Below are 17382 nucleotides of genomic sequence, written 5' to 3'. Positions count from 1 at the left end.
ATCGCGGCGTGACGCCTTCGCTTGAGGACGCCGCAAGGCGGCTAGCGCCAATCGGGCTATTTCGACGTCGCGCGCGCCAGGAAGTCCGTGAGCGCGCGGCGATCTTCGGCCGAGCCGATCTGCTGCTCCGGCATCTTCGTGCCGGGCGTATAGGCGTTCGGCCCGATCTCGAACAATTTTGAGACGGTCTCCGGCGTCCAGACGATGTCCATCCTCTTGAGTGCGTCGGAGAAGCGATAGCCCGGCAGCGAGGCGATCCTCCGACCGAACAGGCCGGCAAGCGTCGGACCGGCACGCTGCACCTCCGTCTCCGACAATGTGTGGCAGGCGACGCAGGCCCTGAAGACTTCGGCGCCGTGGTCGCCGGCAAAGCCGGCGAGCGGGTCCCCCGGCGTGCCCACCACGTTCGATCCGGCCGCCGCGCCGGTCAGTGCATTCCAGCGCCTGATCTTGCCGTCGGCGCCGCCGGTCAGGAGCGTCACGCCATCGGGCAGGAATGCCACCGACCAAGCCGGCCCGCCCAGCCCGGCGAGCGTGCGTAGCACGCTGCGCGCCTTGCGATCGACGATCGCCACCGTGCCGTCAATGGCCGCCGCGGCGATCAAGGCGCCGTCATGCGAGACCGCCAAGGCGACGATCGGCGTGGCACCGGCCATGACCTCGCCGCTTGCCTTGCCTTCGGCGGACATCATGCGCAGCTTGCCGTCCGCTGCGCCGGTGACGATTTCGCCGTCAGGCGAGATGGCCACGGCATTCAGCGGCAACGGCACCGTGACGACCTCGGCGCTGCCGTCCGGCAGGCGCCAGATCCGCACCGTCAGATCGTAGCCCACGCTCACCAGCGATTGTCCGTCGGGGGCAAAGGCCACGCCATTCACGTTTTGCGAGTGACCTTGCAGCACGCGCGAGCCCCCGTCGGACAACGACGAGAGCCGCACGGTATGGTCCCACGAGGCCGATGCGAGCCTCGATGCATCGGGCGAAACGGCGAGCCCGACGATGGGTCCCGTATGGTCTGCGAAGACCCGGTCCGGCTGCGGCCGGCCCGACGTCCAGATCGCAATCCGGCCGTCCGCACCCGCCGTTGCCATTCTTCCATCGCCGAGGAAGGCGACCGCATTCACCGCACCCGAATGGAATCGAAGGACCTGCTCCGCAAACTCGGTTGCCAGCGACCATCGGATCGCCGCAGTGTCGAAGCTGCCCGACAGAACCGTCCTGCCGTCGCCTGAAACGGCGATCGCGCGGACAGGTCCGCCGTGTCCGGCCAATTGCGCTTGCGCGGGTTGCAGCGCAAGAAGCAGCGATGCCGTCACAAGGAACGTGGCGAGACGCAAAATCAAATCCATGGCCGTCGGAGACACTCGCAGCGAAGCCCCCGGGCCATTCTGCCCGTTTTTGCTGCCCGGCCAAAGTGCTCCCCTGGCGTCCATCGGCCCCACCGGCGATCGTTCTGGAAATCTGGCGTGTCTGTGGGCGACGGGCTTGGCCCCTGGCAACAACGTGCCCATTTCACCAGTAGTCAACAAGGGAGCTCGTATTCGGTTCGGGGTGCGACAAGCGGCGCCTTGAAGGGCGGCCCACGCGGTCGCAGTCTTGGCAAAGGCGCCTCACAATCGAGGTCGAACATGCAAATACATCCGAAAGCATATCTGCAGTTCATCTCGCGCTTTTGGCACTTTCGCGTATTGCCGCCGCGGGATCGCAATCCCGCCACCCGGGACGCGTCGCCACTGCTGATCTACATCGTTGCCGTCTTAGCGCTCCTTCTGGCAATCCTGATAGTCGATCGCCACCGTGCGCCGTTTCAGTTCCCGGGACATGTCGACGATCCCGCTGGGATCAACCCGATCTTCATGAGCTTTTGAAATACCGCCCGCGAGGGGACAGTTGTGCACGCGGACAAATCGTCCGACGCGTCGGGCCGTTCAACGCCAGACGATTTCCGGCCCGCTCGTCCCGAACCGCAATGCGTTCGGATGCGACGGCACCATTTCTCTCTATTGCTGAGTTCCCCTCGGAAACACCAGCGATCGATCGTCGAAATCTTCGACCGGCAGTTTGTCTTGTTCTTGCACAGCGGGCATCCCCGCCGCTGACGTGTGGCTGACGGACGATGGATGCGATCTCGGGACATTCGTCGCAGCCAGAAAAAGCGCGAGGGCGGTCAGGCCGGCGATCATCAGGAGCTTCACGCGAACCTCCGTTGGTTCTGAGAAATTCCTGACTAGTGCAGGACTCGACGTCTCCCTGTGAGATCGCTCACAACTCTCCTTTTGTTGATCATCGCTGGAGCCGATGCCCTCCGGCTCCAGCCCCTTCCCAACGCGCCTATGGCAAATCCTTCGGGCGCGGCCACAGGCCGCCTTCGGACCAGGATTCGGATTCATCGGGCGACAACGGATCCGCGCCACCGCCGGTTCGTACGGGATCGACATTGAGCCATCGGCGCAATTCAAGCTTGCCGATCTGGTTGCGATGGACTTCGTCGGGACCGTCGGCCAGTCGCAGCAAGCGGGTTGTCGCGAGCGCCGCCGACAGGAAATGGTCGTTATTGGTTCCACCTCCACCAAAAACCTGTATCGCCCAATCGACAATCGTCTGCGCCATGGTCGGCGCGACAACCTTGATCATCGCGATTTCCTGCCGTGCGGCCTTGTTGCCGACCGTGTCCATCATGTAGGCCGCCTTGAGCGTCAGCAGCCGCGCCTGCTCGATCTTCATGCGCGCTTCGGCCAGGCGTTCGAGCGTCACCGTCTGCTCGGCGAGAGGCTTGCCGAACGCGACGCGTTTCAGCGTTCGCCGGCACATGCGCTCAAGTACACGCTCGGAAAGCCCGATCAACCGCATGCAATGATGGATGCGTCCAGGTCCCAGCCGTCCCTGCGCAATCTCGAATCCGCGCCCCTCGCCAAGCAACATATTGGTGGCGGGCACGCGCACATTGGTAAACATCACCTCGGATGCGCGATCCGGTACGCCGTAGAATCCGAGCACTGGCAGCGCACGGACCACATGCACTCCGGCTGTATCCTTCGGCACCAGGACCATCGATTGACGCTTGTGACGGTCCGGATTCTCCGGGGCCGTCTGCCCCATGAAGATGATGATCTTGCATCGCGGATCCGTGGCGCCGGTGGTATACCACTTGCGGCCGTTGATCACGTAGTCGGCGCCATCGCGCACGATCGAGCTGGCCACATTGGTCGCGTCCGATGAGGCGACGTCGGGCTCCGTCATCGCAAACGAAGACCGGATTTCGCCCGCCAGCAACGGCTTCAGCCAGCGCTCCTTCTGCGCGTCGGTGCCGTAGCGCAAGATGGTCTCCATGTTGCCCGTGTCCGGCGCACTGCAATTGAACACCTCGGGAGCCAGATGCGAACGCCCCATGATCTCGCAGAGCGGGGCATATTCGAGATTGGTCAGCCCGTCTTCGTGAGCGGGCAGAAACAGGTTCCACAAACCGGCCTGTTGCGCGAGGGGCTTCAGCTCTTCGACGACCGGGTGGATAGCCCAGGGACCAAGCCGCTCGGCTTCCTGATAGTATCGCCGCTCATTCGGGTAGATGTGCTCCGTCATGAAGCGCTGGATCCGCCCGGCCAGGTCCTGGCTGCGTTCGCTCTGGGTGATATCCACGTAGGCTCTCCTTACCGGCTGCGCGTGCCGTCCCTGAGTGTGTTTCGGGTAATCTTCCCGGATTCCGTCTTCGGCAGATCGTCCAGCACGCGAATGTCGACCGGGCACTTGTAGGCCGCCAGTCGCTCGCGGCAAAAGTGCGAGAGCGCGGCGACGTCGATCGTGACGCCGGGCTGAGCGGAGACGAAGGCCACGACCGTCTCGCCGCGATAGGAATCCGTAGCGCCGACGACGGCGGCCTCACGCACGCCTGGAAAGCCATAGAGCACGTCTTCCACTTCACGCGGCCAGACCTTGAAGCCGGAGGCGGAGATCATGTCCTTCTTGCGATCCACGAGATAGAACCAACCTTCCTCATCGCAGAAACCAACGTCCCCGCTGTGCAGCCAGCCTTCCGTCAGCACCTCATCGGTTTCCGTGGGCTTTTTCCAGTAGCCCGCCATCACGCCCAGGCCGCGCACGACCACTTCGCCGTGCTCGCCTGGTCCGAGCGGGCGGCGCTCGTCGTCAACGATGATCGCATCGACGCCCGGCGTCGGCTTCCCGATCGACAGCGCGCCCGACTTGGGATCGACCGGAATCCGACCTTCGTTGGGCGCAAGATGGCTTGCAGACGTCAGTTCGGTCATTCCATACGAAGTACGGATCGCTCGCCCGAACCGTTCGGCAAAAGCAACGATGACCGACGGCGCAATCGGCGCGCCGCCGGAATAGATATGCACGAAGCTTTCGAAATGGCGCTGCGTCGCGCCAGCCTGGTTCATCAGCGCGATGAACGCGGTGATGGCGCCGACGATGAATGTGGGCCGCCATTCGAGGAAGGCGTCGAGCGCGACCTGCGGCTGGAAGCGATAGGTCAGCACTATCGCCGCACTTGCGGCAAAGGCCGCAATCATCTGGATCTCGAAGCCGGTGATGTGGAACAGCGGCGCGACTGCGAAGATGCGCGACGTCCCGTTCAGCTCGAAATGATCGCGACAGATCAGGGCAGTCGCCACCAGATTGCGATGCGTAAGCATGGCGCCCTTGGGAACGCCCGTGGTTCCGGAGGTATACAAGAGAAGGGCGATGTCGTCGGAAGTCAGAACTGGTGCCGGTGGTGCGGGTGCATTTTCGGCGAAAACCGTCGCCAGCGCCTGGGCCGGCGGAGCTGCGCCCGGCACGGGCAGCACGCGGACGTCATTTCGCGTCTGGAATTCGCGGGCGCCGGTCCAGAACACCAGTTCAGGATCGACCGAAGCAGCGGCCGGGAATACGTTGTCCCACTGATCGTCGTGGCAGATCACCGCCTTCGGTTCGCAGTCCCTGAATAGCTTGAAAAGTTCCGGCGTGCGGTACATCGGGTTGAGGCTGACGACGATCGCCCCGAGTTTCCACGCTGCCACGCTGACGATGACGAATTGCGGCACGTTCTGAAGAATGACCGCGACGCGATCGCCCCGCCCGACCCCTTTTTGCGCGAAGCGGGCCGCGAGCCGGTCGCTGAAGCGATCAACATCGGCGTAGGTCAGCGTCGCATCGAAATAGAACAGTGCCGGCGCCTCGTCCGGCGCGGCACGAAACAGATCGAGAGCCGTCCGCTGTCCAGGATCGGGCGGAGCGATCGACGATTCGCCGAGCCGCGCGCGCAGCCGGCCCGCGGCTTCCTCGTAAGCGCGCGCCCGCGACACAGAATCCAGGCCGACCGTCATCGCCGCTCGCCACCAGGGTCGTAACGATGGCAGCCCCGTCCGGTCCGGCGGCCGCTATGGTCCGCCGCCGCCACCTGGCGCAGCAGGAACCGTGGCAAAAGACGTTCGCCGCCACTACTCATTGGCACTTTTTCCTCGATAGACCGAGCCGAGACGCGCATGCGGAAGCGCGGCACGGCTTGCAAGGGGCGGCTGGGCCGCCCCACTCTCTTTTGCTTGAATAACAACGCGCGTCCGACGGATGTGGAGGCGCACCATCACCTGCGCTGCGTCGACGTCGCGAGCCCGAATCGCATCCATGATCAGAACATGCTGGGGATCGGAGAATGGCAGTCCGTCCTTGGCATAGGTTTCGTTCACGAACTGCCGCCGAAAGTGCTGCGTACTGTTCCAGAACCGCTCGACCATGGCGAGGAGCTGGGGCATCCCCGCGCGCGAATAGGTGCGTAGATGAAACTCGCGATCAAGCTGGATATATTCCTCGAGCGTGCTCACGTGCTCGAGTTCGCGCACAATGCGGTCAAGCGTTTCAATATCCTCGTCGGTCAGATTTGGAACGCTTTCACCGATGGCGAGCGGCTCCACCGCTTCGCGGATCTTGTAGATCTCGATCGATTCCTCCGAATTGACGTCCGCAATCCAGGCGCCACGGTTCGGCGCCATCGCAACGAGGCCCTCGTTTTCGAGCTGCTTGAGCGCCTCGCGCACGGGAATGCGGCTCGCCCCGAAATGAGCCGCTAGAAGTTCCTGGCGGATACGCATGCCCGGACGCATCTCGCCGCTCAACACCGCGCTGCGAATCTCGCTTGCGATTCGCTCACTCATCAGGCGGCCGGCGCCCGGATCATCTTCAGTGCCGTCGCGCGCCACGTCCTTCCAATGCGGAGACCGCTGTTCAGCACTCATGAAAGGCTCTTTTCATCAATGAATGGCCGCATACATGATCTTGTCCGAGGTCGCATCAGCCCGCGCCATTTCCTCGACGATACGCCCGCCACGAGCGACCAGGATCCGATCCGAGATAGCCAGAATTTCCGGCAGATAGGAGGAAATAACGACAACCGCCTTGTTCTCGCGCGCGAGCTTGCGAATCGCCTCGTGGATTTGCGGAATGGCGCTGACGTCGACACCCCGAGTCGGCTCGTCGAAGATAACCACTGAAGGTTCCTGGGCCAGGGACTTTCCAACCACGACCTTCTGCTGGTTGCCGCCGGAATACTCTACAATTTTCAGCGTTCGCTTCAATGCCGAAATCGAGAGCGCTGAGATCCATCGATCGGCGATCCGCTTCATCTCACGCGTGGAATAAAGGAACCGCTTGACGCGCGGCGATGACAGATAGCCAAGATAGATATTCTGATCCACAGTCATCGTTTCGAAGAACCCATCGACCTTGCGGTCCTCGGTGATGTAGGCGATGCCGTCGCGCACCGCCTGCCGCGGCACGCGGTAGCGGACTGGCTTGTCCCGGAGATAGATCATCCCGCCGCGCAGGAAGTTGCGCTTGCGCGCGCCGCTGATGATCTGTGCGATCTCGGAACGCCCAGCCCCGACCAGCCCGAAGATGCCGACGACTTCTCCGTTGAAGACCGAGAACGACATGTTCTTGACGATGCTGCCCATCGTCACGTTCTCGACCGAAAGCACCTTCTCCCCCCGCGACGCGTGAGGCTTCGGCGCATCCGGATCGGCGCCGTGGGTCTCGTACTGCGCCGCCGTTTCCTTGCGGCCAACCATCATCCGTACCAATGAATCGCGGGTAACCTCCTTCGCAGGTGCCGTGGCGACCAGCTTCCCGTCCCGGAGCACCGTGATGCGATCGGCGATGTTCAGGGCCTCTTCCAGAGCATGCGAGATGAAGATGATGCCGGCGCCCTTCTCCTTCAGAGTGTTGAGAAGATGGAACAAGTGCTGCGTCTCTTCAGGGGTAAGCGATGCGGTCGGCTCATCGAAAATGAAGACATTGGCGTTGTGGCGAACAGCACGCACGATCTCGACCATCTGCCGCTTGGCCGTTCCGAGGTTCTCCACCAGTACCAGCGGGTCGACATTGAAATTCATCGATTGCAGCGACTGGGTCGCCGCAATGTTGATCTTGCTATAGACCGTGACCCACTTCTCCATGCCGAGTTCAAGGTTCTGCGCAACGGTCATCGAAGGCACCAGACTGGATTCCTGGTAGACCATCGCGACGCCACCCTCGAGTGCCTCCTTTGGTGACGCGAACGAAACCTTGCGCCCCTGGATCAGATAGTCCCCGGAGGTCAGCGTGATCGCGCCGGCAATCGCCTTGCAGAGCGTCGACTTTCCCGCGCCGTTCTCGCCCAGCAGCGCATGGATTTCCCCCGGCCGCAGATCGAAATTGACACCGTCGATCGCGTGCAGCCCGCCGTAGACCTTGCTGCCGTTGACGATCTGCAGCAGCGGCGTCCCAGCCTGTTGTTCCGCCGGCATGGCATTCATCCTTCTTGCGCGCCGCGACCGAGCGGCAGTTCGACGAGACAATCGCGCCCCTTGGACACCGCCAGCACGCGGGCGCCGATCGGGCGAACGGCAGTGACTCCATGGACCCGACCATCGACACGGCTGTGCAACGTCTCCGTCGCCACGCCCTGGGCGTCGAGATGAGCGACGAGGCCGTATGAGCGCGGCGGCGCCCAAGGTTTCTGGATGCCGAGTTTCTTGATGCGGCCGATCTGGGTCGGCTCGCGCGGATTGAGGCGACCATCCAGCACCGGCCCGATCCAGAGGTCGGGCGGCACCGTTCGCATCATCTCTTCGCAGAAGCCCCGTTCGCGCAGGACGAATTCGGTCAACTGCGTGCGAAGCGCGAGGAAGGCCATCCAGATTTCACCGTCGGCGCCTCGAGCGAGACGCGCCGGATAGCCGCTATAGTTCTTGACGATCACACGCTTGGCGTCTCCCGCGCGCGACAAGGCGGTCAGACAGTGGGTCCAGGATTCGGCGACCCAAACCTCCTTTCCGTCGCCGGACACGACGACGCCAAGCGGCCATGCGAGCCCATCCGCGCGCACGCTCGCACCACCGAGCGAGGGATTGCAGGCGATGAGGCGGCCCGACGGGGCGCGGTTCTGCATCAGGTCGGTCAGCCAGAGTTCAGACCGGTTGCTTCGCGAGCCGTCGGTCAGGTAGATCGTGCCATCCGGTGCGACCGCCACCGACAACGGACAGGCAATCTTCTCACCGGCGACACTTTCGAGCTGGCCGACTGTTTCGCCAGACGGCGACAACGCCACCAGACCTACGCCGGAGACACAGGCAAGCAGCCGGCCGTCCGGCGCACACGCAAGTCCGCCGACCGGGCCGCCAAGCGTCGCGAACACCGCACGGGTGTTGAAATCGTCCCCCGTGCAACGCAGGATGCGTTTCCCGGTCGAGACATAGAGCGCGCCGTCCTGCCCGAGCGCGATGTCGTCCGGCCGCTCGATCCCGTCGCCGAGCTGGCGGGCCTGATCGAGCCGCTGGTTGGGGGAGAACGCGCCGTCGAGCACGGGAATGCCGTGAATCTCCCGGTTCGGAGACAACACGCGATCGATGATATCGCCAATCAGAGACATCGCTCAGGCCTCTCCCCAATAGGACTTGTGCGCTTCCCAGGTCGGGTCAGCGTCCGGCAAGCGAACTCGGCCGATACGGTTGTTCTCCAGACCACCGATATAGAGATAGCCCTTGTGTTCGCGGACGGACGTGATGGTCGGATGCGAAAGGCCGCCTGGATCCCACAGCGATTCCGTCACCACGCCGTTGTCGTCGAACTTGATCACGCAGCCGTAGTTGATGCCCGGGCACAGCCACTCGTCCGGCGGAATTTGCTTGACCATGCGAGTGCGAAAGACAGGATTGCGCATGGCAAGATCATAGACCGGCGTGCGCAGGCCGACGAAGGCGAGCCAGTACTTGCCATCGGAAGCGCGGTTGATGTTGTCGCAATAGCCCGGAAGATTGTCGATCAGGATTTCGCTGGTGCCCGCCTTCGGGCCGGCGATCCAGTAGCGGTTGATCTGGCACAGCCAGGTGCTGGCCCACAGTACCGACTGACCGTCATGCGAAATGCAGATGCCGTTGGGAAACGTCAGGTTCTTGAGGACGGTCTTGGTTAGGCCGGTCTTGGGATCATGGCAGATCAGCCGTCCGTTGCCGCGCCCCTCGAATCCGTCCAGCGCCCAATCGGTCAGTTCGTAGCGGGTCGAGGCTTCGCTGAAATAGATCTTGCCGTCGGGCGCCACGTCGAGATCGTCCGCGAGATAGAGTCGCGAGTCGTCCTTAAGGCGCGTGCGCGTGCGCGTCGTGCGATCGGTCACCTTGAAGACCGTGCGATCGGGCTTCACGCCGTAGACGCCCATGCCGGCGATGCAGACGAGGAGGTTCTGGTCCCGGTCGAACGCCAATCCGAGCGGTCGGCCGCCAATGCGTGCGAATTCCTCGCGGACGGTATAGTCCGGTGCGAAAAAGCGGATGATCGAGCCGTTGCGGTTGACCGTGTAGAGGTTGTCCTTGCGGTCGAGGATGACGTCCTCCGGGCCCTCGATCATGTTGAGCGCGATCGCTTCCGCGTTCTTCAGACGATCGTTCTCCGCGAACGGCGTGCCGCTGCCGCGCTCGACGGACGGCGGCGGCTCGAAATCAACCCAGCTCGGCGTCACATAGACCTTCTGCAGCACCTTGCCCTTGTTCTTGACCCACTTCACGTTGAAGCCGACCGCGAACAGCAGAATGACACCGATGACGGCCGTCGTCAGGTTGCCGGAGATGCCCAGGCGCACCATGCCGCTGGTGAGCATGAAGATGATCGCCGCGCCCATGATGGCGCGCGCGATGGTGCCGCGCCCGCCGGAAAGGCTGATGCCGCCGAGAACCACCGCGGCGAGCGCGTTGATCTCCCAGCCAACGCCGGTGTCGGTGCCCGAACTGCTCTGCCGGGCGGCATAGAGGGTTCCCGCCAGTGCCGCGATCGACCCCGACATCACATAGGCCGAGAACAGCACGCGCTTGACGTTGACGCCAGCGTGGCGGGCCGCCTTGCGGCTCGACCCGACGGCCATGATGTGGACGCCGGGCTTGATGCGGGTGAGAAAGAAATGCGTGCCCACCACAAGCAGGATCAGCACCAGCATGTTGAAGGGAATGCCGAGAACCTTGCCAGATCCCATGAAATCCCACGCACTAGACCCGTTGTCGATGCTGGCGAGTTCGTTTGTGAACGCGACCGTCACCTTGTTGTAAGCGGCGCGAACGATGATGAGGACAACCAGGGTCGTCAGGAACGGCCGGGTCTTGCCGTAGGCAATCAAGCCGCCGTTGATTGCGCCCATCACCGCGCCAAACAGGATGACAAGCACGATCGTCACCGGCAGCGGCAGCCCGAGAATGAGATACAGATAGAGCGTGAGGAAGTTCGACATCGCGAACACCGCGCCGACGGATAGGTCGATGCCGCCGGACAGCACGGAGAACGCCATCGCGACCGCGACCATGCCCTGCTCCGCGAAATTCCGCATCAGCTCCAGAAGGCTGCCCGCCGTCAGGTAGCGTGGAATCATCACCGCGAAGGACAGGAAAACCGCGATCGTCAGCGTGAATGGAATGACCGGCTCCATCCACCGCTTCTCAAGCAGTTCGCCAAGGAACAACTGGGGCGAATGGCGATGCCAGGCTCGTTGCAGGCTTTTCATCAACAGACTCCGGCGGGTTCGGCGCGGAGGGCAGCCGAACGGCGGGACGACGCAGAGGGTGGGGATCGGCAACTCCGGCCTGCCCGCGCCGCAGAGGGCGCGGGCGCCGGAACGTCTACTTTACGCCCTTCGGGATGCTAAAGCAGTACATGCGATCGTCCTTCGACTTCACCCAGGCGGGGGTCGTGTAATAGGCGATGTTCTTCGAGCCCGGCTTGTCGCCGCTCTGCAGAAGCGCGATCACCGCGTCGGCGATGGTCTGTCCCTGCACGTCGGCGCGATACGACAGGTTCGCGGAGAACGCACCTTGCTCCAGAAGATCGCAATCGGCGGGCTGGCCGTCGCTGGCGACAAACACCTTCACCTTGTCGCCCATATTGGCCGCCTTGATCGCCTGCGCCGCGCCCGCAGTCTGCGGTCCCCAGACGCTGAGGATCCCGCACAGCTTGGGGTGCTGCTGCAACACTGTGGTCGTGATATCGCCGGCCTTGTTGGCGTCCCAGCTCGTCGGCTGCGACGACACGACCTTGATCGAGGGATCGGTCTTGAACGCCTCCATCGCGCCGTTCTTCATGTCGAGCGAATAGGCCGCGGTCGCCTCACCTTCAAGGATCGCGATCTCGCCCGAGCCCTTTCCGCCGCCGCACTGATTGATGACTTCGCGAGCGATCTTAGTGCCGAGATCCTTGGCATCGACACCGACATAGGCGTCGGTCAGCGTATTCGACGCCATGTTGACCTGCACGACATAGATGCCTGCGTCCATCGCACGCTTCAGTTCCTTGGCCAGCAGCGTGACGTTCGGATTCTGCACCACGATCACATCGGGCTTGTCGTTGATGTAGTCGCTGACGGTCTGAAGCTGGATGTCGGACTTCATGTTGGCGTCGCGGGTGACGAGCTTGATGCCGTAATCGTCGAAACGATCCTTCATGACGCGCGTCCATTCGGATTCCAGAACGCCCATCCAGACCGGCGACCAGGCCACCGTCTTGCCCTTGAGCGCCTTATCGAATTTCTCGCGCAACTGGTCACGCGGCCCGGCCGCCTGCGACGGGGCCGCCACCAGTGCGGCGGTTGCCACCATCGCGGCCAGTCCGATGCCGGCGAACGCCCTTCTGTGCACAGCTTTCGTCATGTCAATTCCTCCCCTGTTATGTCGGCCGACTGTTGCGGCCCGTTGGTTGATACAGAGCTTCAATCGCCCTGCTTTGACGTCTCTTCATCGCGCGGGTGCAGCCGAGAATCGAGCAGGATCGCGATTAGCAGCACGATTCCCTTGACGATGTTCTGGGTCTGCACGTCCATGTCCATGATGGTCATGCCGTTTAGCAACACGCCAATCAGCAGCGTTCCGGCAATCACGCTCATCACGTTGCCGCGGCCGCCGACGAGGCTCACGCCACCGAGCACGACGACCATGATGACATCAAAAATGATGGTGGATTCCGCGACCTGGAGGTGCATGAGCGCCGTCTGCGCGACCATCACAACACCGCCGACATAACCGATCGCGGCGCACAGCGCGTACTCGATCATGGTCAGTGGACGGGTCGGCAGACCGGTCTGACGCGCAGCGTCCGGATTATCGCCATGGGCGTAAACGAAACGCCCGATCACGGTGCGCGACAGGAAGACATGAACCACGACCGCGGTGGCGGCGAAGATCAGGACCGAGATCGGCACGCCGCCCCAAATGTTTCCGCCGAGCCGCAGGAATTCGTCATGCCCCTTGGAAAGATAGACGACATAGTGCTGCACCGCTGTCGTGCGTACGATCCCCAGCACCGCCAGACTCGAGGCCAGCGTCGTGAGCAGCGGCGGCATCTCGATCACCGAAATGAAAAACCCGTTCAGGATGCCTATACCGATCGCCATCACGAAACCCACCAGCAATGCTATCGGCGTCGCGTAACCCGAATTCATCAGGATGATTGCGATTGCGGTGGAGGCGGCAAAGGAGGCGACCTGGGACAGGTCAAGTCCACGCCCGATCACGACCACTGCCATGCCGAGCGCGAGGATGCCGAGAATTGAGATGTTGCGCGCTAGCGCGAACAGATTGCCGAGAGTCGGAAAGCCCTTCAGGAAGATCGAAAAAATGACGACCAACGCCGCGCACATCACCAGCACGGCTGTCGTCTGCGTCAACATCGGCCCGCGCGCGCCCGAACTGCCGGTCACCGGGTCCTCCCAGGATTGATTTTATTGTGGGTCGAAATTGAACAGAATGTATCCAGAAGTCAATCTCCGTATCCAAGATTTGGACAGCAACCAGTTCGACCCAAGGATGCGCTTACACCTGAACATCAATTAACTATTTGCAAATACTTAGATATACGCACAATCGGCTGCGCCCAATCGAAGCGCACTTTCCTCAGTTTGATCAGCTTTCTTGAAGCCGACGCGTCGATATTGGATACATTTAGGCCTGAGTGCTTGCCGCCTGAGGTCGACTGGGCCTCACAGCGCCATCAGCCGTGGCGAGGGACGAACCGACGACGTAGCGGCGGTCGCTTCCTGGCCAAGGCCTAAAGATCGTGGCGAAAGAGAATGCCGCGACCGCGCGTTGACGCCGTCTTCCCATCGAAGCCGCGCCAGGTGGAAACCCGAGTGACCTGACGGCCGGTTTAAATTCAGTCTCGGCGCGCCCATATGCGTGACAGGTTCGCAAACACTGACGGCACCAGATTGTCCGAGCAATTGTCGATGTTCGATGGGCCCGCCGCAGGACCGGCGGGTCTGCACTACGCGCCGGATTTCATGTCCAAAGCGACCGAGGGCGAACTCATCAGCCACATCCGGGCACTTCCGCTTGCCCCCTTCCAGTTCGGACAGTTCGAAGGCAAGCGCCGCGTGGCTTCGTTCGGTTTCCGGTACGACTATGGGTCGCGCCGACTGGAATGTGCCGAACCGATCCCCTCCTGGTTAAGCGGCATCGTCGCTGCGATCCAATCCTTCGGCGGCGCGTCGACCGAGATCGGGCAGATCCTGTGCACCGAATATGAGGTCGGCGTCGGCATCGGCTGGCACCGCGACAAGCCGCATTTCGACAGGATTGTCGGACTGTCCCTGGGATCCGCATGCAAGTTCCGCTTCCGACGCCGGACGGAAAGCGGATGGGAGCGGTTCACGCTCGATGCGGCGCCCCGATCGCTCTATCTGATGACCGGTGATGCACGGCAGATATGGGAGCACAGCATTCCGCCGGTCGAGGCCCCCAGATATTCGATCACCTTTCGAACCATGGCGCGGGGCGCCAAAGCGTCGCGATGACCTTGGATTGCCGGTTCAACCGCGTATCGCCGCATCAACCCCGATCGAGCGCTACTTCGATCCGACCGGAAGACGCAATCATGAACGGAAGGTGCGACCAACGCCGCGCGAATGGTTGATGGGACGGGGCGGACGAGCTTGGGAAGTTCGTCCGCCGAGAGATCGCGCGCCCCCGGATGTCGATCGCGGGGAACGCATCGGGCGTCTCACGCCGCTTTCGCAGCAGCCTTGTCGGCCGGTGCCGTTTCCATCGCGCGCATATAGAGATCGAGCAGCGATTCGCGCTCGTCGCGCTCATCCTGATCCTGCTTTCGCAGTTTGACGATCTCCTTGAGGATCTTCACGTCGAAACCCTCACCCTTGGCTTCCGAAAACACTTCCTTCTTTTGCTCGTTCAGTTCCTGCAGTTCAGCATCGAGGTTCTCGATCCGCTCGACGAAGGAACGGATCTTGCCGCCGGGAATGGTGATGTCGGACATGGTGCCTCTTTGCTGACTGAGGTCGTGAAAATGACCGCAAAGAAATGACCAATGTCTTAAGCTTCATCGATCCTGTAGCGCATCTACCCCGCGACTTGCCGCGGTATTTCAGATCGCGATCCAGCTGATCACGGCCGCGGCCGACGTCCAGAGCGTCCATCCAAGGCCAAGCAGGGACATCACCGCGGCCGCCATTGCCACGGCCAACAGCAGACCATCTTGCTGCAGGTAAGCGATCGCGATCAGGACGACCACAATCCCGGGAATGACGTTGACCAGAGGCAGGGGCCAGCCCGCCAACAGACCCAACAGGAACACGACCAGCCCAACAAGCCGGTCAGTCACGTCATGGCGCGCGTTCCAGCGCGGCCGGCTGATGTTCTCGATCGCGCGCAGCAGCGGACCCGCCCTGACGGTGAAGCGCTTGAATCGCTTGAAGTCGAACGGCCGCTTCGACAGGAAGCGGGGAAAAGATGGAGCACTGTGCCCCAACATCATCTCGACCGCCGGAAACAGGAGGGCCAGCGTCGCAATTGTGGCCACGCCGGGGACGATCACAAGCAGCCCCAGCAACAGCAGGAGCAGCCCGAACGAGCGCCTGTCCAGATGGCTGAGGAGCCATTCGAGGTCGATGGGGCCGTCAGGTGCTTGCGCGACGAGTTCTTCGAGGAGTTGGGAAGTACGGGTAGGCGCTGAGGGGGGAACGGGCAAATGAAGCATTACCCGGTAACATGGTCGAACTCCGTATCGATTGCAACGAATGCCAGAGGCGCCTAGGAAGCATTGATGGACAACGATTCCGACCAGGCGTGGCACGGCCATGCGCCGAACAGCCCCCTGCCCGCCGGTCGCCGCCGCTGGCCGTGGTTTCTTCTGATCGTCGTCGTCGCCCTTGTCGGCGCCGGCAGCGTCTACGCTTGGCCCGAAGTCGCGGCATTGGTCCCCGCCATAAGCCACGAATCGTCCGGCGGAGCGATGACGACGAGCGACAAGGAGGCGTTGCCAACTCTCCTCGCGGCCCAACAGAAGCTCGAGGAAGACCTCGCCGCACTCGATCGGTCGGTAGCCGACGGCCAGGCGCAGTTGAAGGCCATTACCGACCAGTTGGCGGTCCTGACCTCGAAGGTCGAAGAGTTGCAGCATCTGCCCTCGCCGGCAGCGCCGCCGCCACCTGTTACGGCCGAGGTGCCGCGTGCCCCGATAGCGCCAACTACCCCGCAGCCGAGAAAACCGCCGCCTCGGGCCGCCAAGCCTTCGGGTCCCATTTCGATTGGCGGCGCACCGCTCAATGTCGCGCCCGGCGGCATGGCCCGTTGAGCTCAGAAATGCCCCAAACCGTATTCCGATATTTGGCTTGGGGTTTGATCCTGGGCCTCTTCATCGTCACCGATACAACGCTGGCATTTCGTCCCCACACGTTGATATCGCCAAACGCCGATCGCTTTGCGGCGCTCTTCATTGTCGGAGCCGTCTTTTCGCTCGCCTATCCGAAGCATGTCCTGCCAATCCTGCTGGCACTGCTTGCCGTCATTGTCGGCTTCGAACTCATTCAAAAGCTGCTCGCCGGCAGGCATGGCTACATAAAAGACATATTCGTCAAAGGCGCCGGCTGCTGCGCAGGCGTTGTCGCCGCCACTGCCCTGAGACGCGCGCTTTCAGCAATGTCCAAGCCGACAGGTACCTCCTGACGTCCTGCGCCGCCCTCCTATGGAGCTCAGGCAGCGGCAACCTCGTGGCCTGCCATGACCTCCAGCGCTCTCAGAATAGCGGAATGGTCCCAGCTCTTGCCGCCGAGGGCGGTACAGGCGTTGAACAGCTGCTGGGCGGCGGCAGTGCTCGGCAGCGACAAGCCGAGTGAGCGAGCGCCTTCGAGCGCGAGGTTGAGATCCTTCTGGTGCAGCTCGATGCGGAAGCCCGGATCGAAATTGCGCTTCACCATGCGCTCGCCATGCACTTCGAGAATCCGCGACGAGGCGAAGCCGCCCATCAGCGCCTTGCGCACCAGCGCTGGGTTCGCGCCGGCCTTGGATGCGAACAGAAGCGCTTCGCTCACGGCCTCGATCGTCAGCGCGACGATGATCTGGTTGGCGACCTTCGTCGTCTGGCCGTCGCCATTGGCGCCGACATGCGTGACATTCTTGCCCATCTTTTCAAACAGGGGCTTCATCGCATTGAACGCGCGCTCCCGCCCGCCAACCATGATAGTCAGGCTGGCCGCCTTTGCGCCAACTTCGCCGCCGGAGACCGGCGCGTCGAGATAGTCGGCCCCGAGCGCATCGATCCAGCGTGCAAACTCCTTCGTCGCCAGCGGAGAGATCGAGCTCATATCCGTCACGATCATGCCTTTGGAGATACCCTCCGCGACGCCGCCTTGACCGAACAGCACGGCTTCGACATGCGGGGTGTCCGGCACCATGATGATGACCGCATCCGCCTCCTGCGCCACCTGCCTGGCAGACTTCGCAAGCGATGCCGCCGGCCGCGATCAACTCGGGCGCAACAGGTACGACGTCGTGCAGGAACAGACGATAGCCGGCAGCCAGGAGGTGGCCGGCCATCGGACGTCCCATAGTGCCAAGTCCGATGAATCCGATGTCTTTCATTGTT

17 protein-coding genes and 1 pseudogene are annotated in these 17382 nt (G+C 62.6%); 5 read left to right on the top strand and 13 right to left on the bottom strand.

Going from position 1 to position 17382, the window contains the following annotated elements; translation table 11 throughout:
- Positions 1–56 precede the first annotated feature (56 nt).
- Positions 57–1349, bottom strand: coding sequence for a c-type cytochrome (locus tag RX327_RS15900; protein WP_317250811.1), 1293 nt, complete (start codon positions 1347–1349; stop codon positions 57–59).
- A 279-nt stretch (positions 1350–1628) separates the two neighbouring features.
- Between RX327_RS15900 and RX327_RS15895 the strand changes: the two genes are divergently transcribed.
- Positions 1629–1868, top strand: coding sequence for a hypothetical protein (locus tag RX327_RS15895; RefSeq protein WP_050386249.1), 240 nt, complete (start codon positions 1629–1631; stop codon positions 1866–1868).
- Positions 1869–2000: 132 nt separating this feature from the next.
- Here RX327_RS15895 and RX327_RS15890 read toward each other — a convergent pair whose 3' ends face one another.
- The 3 genes from RX327_RS15890 to RX327_RS15880 all read right to left on the bottom strand — a co-directional run bounded on the left by RX327_RS15890 (position 2001) and on the right by RX327_RS15880 (position 5147).
- On the bottom strand, positions 2001–2195 hold the full coding sequence (locus tag RX327_RS15890) for a hypothetical protein (RefSeq protein ID WP_050386250.1): 195 nt from the start codon (positions 2193–2195) through the stop codon (positions 2001–2003).
- 136 nt (positions 2196–2331) lie between these two features.
- Complete coding sequence (locus tag RX327_RS15885) at positions 2332–3579, bottom strand: acyl-CoA dehydrogenase family protein (protein ID WP_317251268.1); 1248 nt, start codon at positions 3577–3579, stop codon at positions 2332–2334.
- Positions 3580–3647: 68 nt separating this feature from the next.
- Positions 3648–5147 carry an AMP-binding protein gene (locus RX327_RS15880; protein WP_317251267.1) on the bottom strand — a complete coding sequence of 500 codons (1500 nt, stop codon included), beginning with the start codon at positions 5145–5147 and terminating at the stop codon, positions 3648–3650.
- Here RX327_RS15880 and RX327_RS15875 point away from each other — a divergent pair.
- Positions 5037–5351 carry a hypothetical protein gene (locus RX327_RS15875; RefSeq protein WP_317251456.1) on the top strand — a complete coding sequence of 105 codons (315 nt, stop codon included), beginning with the start codon at positions 5037–5039 and terminating at the stop codon, positions 5349–5351. The genes RX327_RS15880 and RX327_RS15875 overlap by 111 nt on opposite strands.
- 90 nt (positions 5352–5441) lie before the next feature.
- Here RX327_RS15875 and RX327_RS15870 read toward each other — a convergent pair whose 3' ends face one another.
- From RX327_RS15870 to RX327_RS15845, 6 genes are all read right to left on the bottom strand, one after another.
- A complete protein-coding gene (locus tag RX327_RS15870; RefSeq protein WP_317250810.1) occupies positions 5442–6233 on the bottom strand; it encodes a GntR family transcriptional regulator in 792 nt (263 codons plus the stop codon).
- Between the two features lie 15 nt (positions 6234–6248).
- Positions 6249–7790, bottom strand: a complete 1542-nt coding sequence (locus tag RX327_RS15865; protein ID WP_317250809.1) for a sugar ABC transporter ATP-binding protein — start codon at positions 7788–7790, stop codon at positions 6249–6251.
- Complete coding sequence (locus RX327_RS15860; RefSeq protein ID WP_317250808.1) at positions 7787–8905, bottom strand: SMP-30/gluconolactonase/LRE family protein; 1119 nt, start codon at positions 8903–8905, stop codon at positions 7787–7789. The genes RX327_RS15865 and RX327_RS15860 overlap by 4 nt, the downstream gene beginning before the upstream one ends.
- A gap of 3 nt (positions 8906–8908) precedes the next feature.
- The gene (locus RX327_RS15855) at positions 8909–11020 is read right to left on the bottom strand and encodes an ABC transporter permease (protein WP_317250807.1); all 2112 of its coding nucleotides are present in this window, start codon (positions 11018–11020) and stop codon (positions 8909–8911) included.
- 115 nt (positions 11021–11135) lie between these two features.
- On the bottom strand, positions 11136–12158 hold the full coding sequence (locus RX327_RS15850; protein ID WP_317250806.1) for a sugar ABC transporter substrate-binding protein: 1023 nt from the start codon (positions 12156–12158) through the stop codon (positions 11136–11138).
- Between the two features lie 59 nt (positions 12159–12217).
- Positions 12218–13204: an ABC transporter permease gene (locus RX327_RS15845; protein ID WP_317250805.1), complete on the bottom strand. Its 987-nt coding sequence runs from the start codon at positions 13202–13204 to the stop codon at positions 12218–12220.
- 507 nt (positions 13205–13711) lie between these two features.
- Between RX327_RS15845 and RX327_RS15840 the strand changes: the two genes are divergently transcribed.
- Positions 13712–14296, top strand: a complete 585-nt coding sequence (locus RX327_RS15840) for an alpha-ketoglutarate-dependent dioxygenase AlkB (RefSeq protein WP_317250804.1) — start codon at positions 13712–13714, stop codon at positions 14294–14296.
- 206 nt (positions 14297–14502) lie between these two features.
- Here RX327_RS15840 and RX327_RS15835 read toward each other — a convergent pair whose 3' ends face one another.
- Complete coding sequence (locus RX327_RS15835; RefSeq protein WP_317250803.1) at positions 14503–14775, bottom strand: DUF2312 domain-containing protein; 273 nt, start codon at positions 14773–14775, stop codon at positions 14503–14505.
- A gap of 108 nt (positions 14776–14883) precedes the next feature.
- Complete coding sequence (locus RX327_RS15830; RefSeq protein ID WP_028334109.1) at positions 14884–15495, bottom strand: exopolysaccharide biosynthesis protein; 612 nt, start codon at positions 15493–15495, stop codon at positions 14884–14886.
- 66 nt (positions 15496–15561) lie between these two features.
- Here RX327_RS15830 and RX327_RS15825 point away from each other — a divergent pair, with 66 nt between their 5' ends.
- Positions 15562–16092, top strand: coding sequence for a hypothetical protein (locus RX327_RS15825; protein WP_050386257.1), 531 nt, complete (start codon positions 15562–15564; stop codon positions 16090–16092).
- Positions 16093–16100: 8 nt separating this feature from the next.
- A complete protein-coding gene (locus tag RX327_RS15820; protein WP_063779950.1) occupies positions 16101–16463 on the top strand; it encodes a hypothetical protein in 363 nt (120 codons plus the stop codon).
- A gap of 26 nt (positions 16464–16489) precedes the next feature.
- Here RX327_RS15820 and RX327_RS15815 read toward each other — a convergent pair.
- Positions 16490–17378: pseudogene (locus tag RX327_RS15815) on the bottom strand (2-hydroxy-3-oxopropionate reductase).
- Between the last annotated feature and the right edge of the window lie 4 nt (positions 17379–17382).

It is taken from the genome of Bradyrhizobium sp. BEA-2-5 (assembly GCF_032918025.1).
Lineage (GTDB): Bacteria > Pseudomonadota > Alphaproteobacteria > Rhizobiales > Xanthobacteraceae > Bradyrhizobium > Bradyrhizobium pachyrhizi.
The sequence above is the reverse complement of the archived record's forward strand: the minus strand, read 5'-3'. Positions and strand labels throughout refer to the sequence as shown.

Bases quoted from the DNA above. Each gene is read 5' to 3' on its own strand.
- RX327_RS15900 (WP_317250811.1), bottom strand. From the start codon at position 1,349: ATGGATTTGATTTTGCGTCTCGCCACGTTCCTTGTGACGGCATCGCTG.
- RX327_RS15895 (WP_050386249.1), top strand. From the start codon at position 1,629: ATGCAAATACATCCGAAAGCATATCTGCAGTTCATCTCGCGCTTTTGG.
- RX327_RS15885 (WP_317251268.1), bottom strand. From the start codon at position 3,579: ATGACGGAGCACATCTACCCGAATGAGCGGCGATACTATCAGGAAGCC.
- RX327_RS15870 (WP_317250810.1), bottom strand. From the start codon at position 6,233: ATGAGTGCTGAACAGCGGTCTCCGCATTGGAAGGACGTGGCGCGCGAC.
- RX327_RS15865 (WP_317250809.1), bottom strand. From the start codon at position 7,790: ATGAATGCCATGCCGGCGGAACAACAGGCTGGGACGCCGCTGCTGCAG.
- RX327_RS15860 (WP_317250808.1), bottom strand. From the start codon at position 8,905: ATGTCTCTGATTGGCGATATCATCGATCGCGTGTTGTCTCCGAACCGG.
- RX327_RS15855 (WP_317250807.1), bottom strand. From the start codon at position 11,020: ATGAAAAGCCTGCAACGAGCCTGGCATCGCCATTCGCCCCAGTTGTTC.
- RX327_RS15850 (WP_317250806.1), bottom strand. From the start codon at position 12,158: ATGACGAAAGCTGTGCACAGAAGGGCGTTCGCCGGCATCGGACTGGCC.
- RX327_RS15835 (WP_317250803.1), bottom strand. From the start codon at position 14,775: ATGTCCGACATCACCATTCCCGGCGGCAAGATCCGTTCCTTCGTCGAG.
- RX327_RS15830 (WP_028334109.1), bottom strand. From the start codon at position 15,495: ATGCTTCATTTGCCCGTTCCCCCCTCAGCGCCTACCCGTACTTCCCAA.
- RX327_RS15825 (WP_050386257.1), top strand. From the start codon at position 15,562: ATGGACAACGATTCCGACCAGGCGTGGCACGGCCATGCGCCGAACAGC.
- RX327_RS15820 (WP_063779950.1), top strand. From the start codon at position 16,101: ATGCCCCAAACCGTATTCCGATATTTGGCTTGGGGTTTGATCCTGGGC.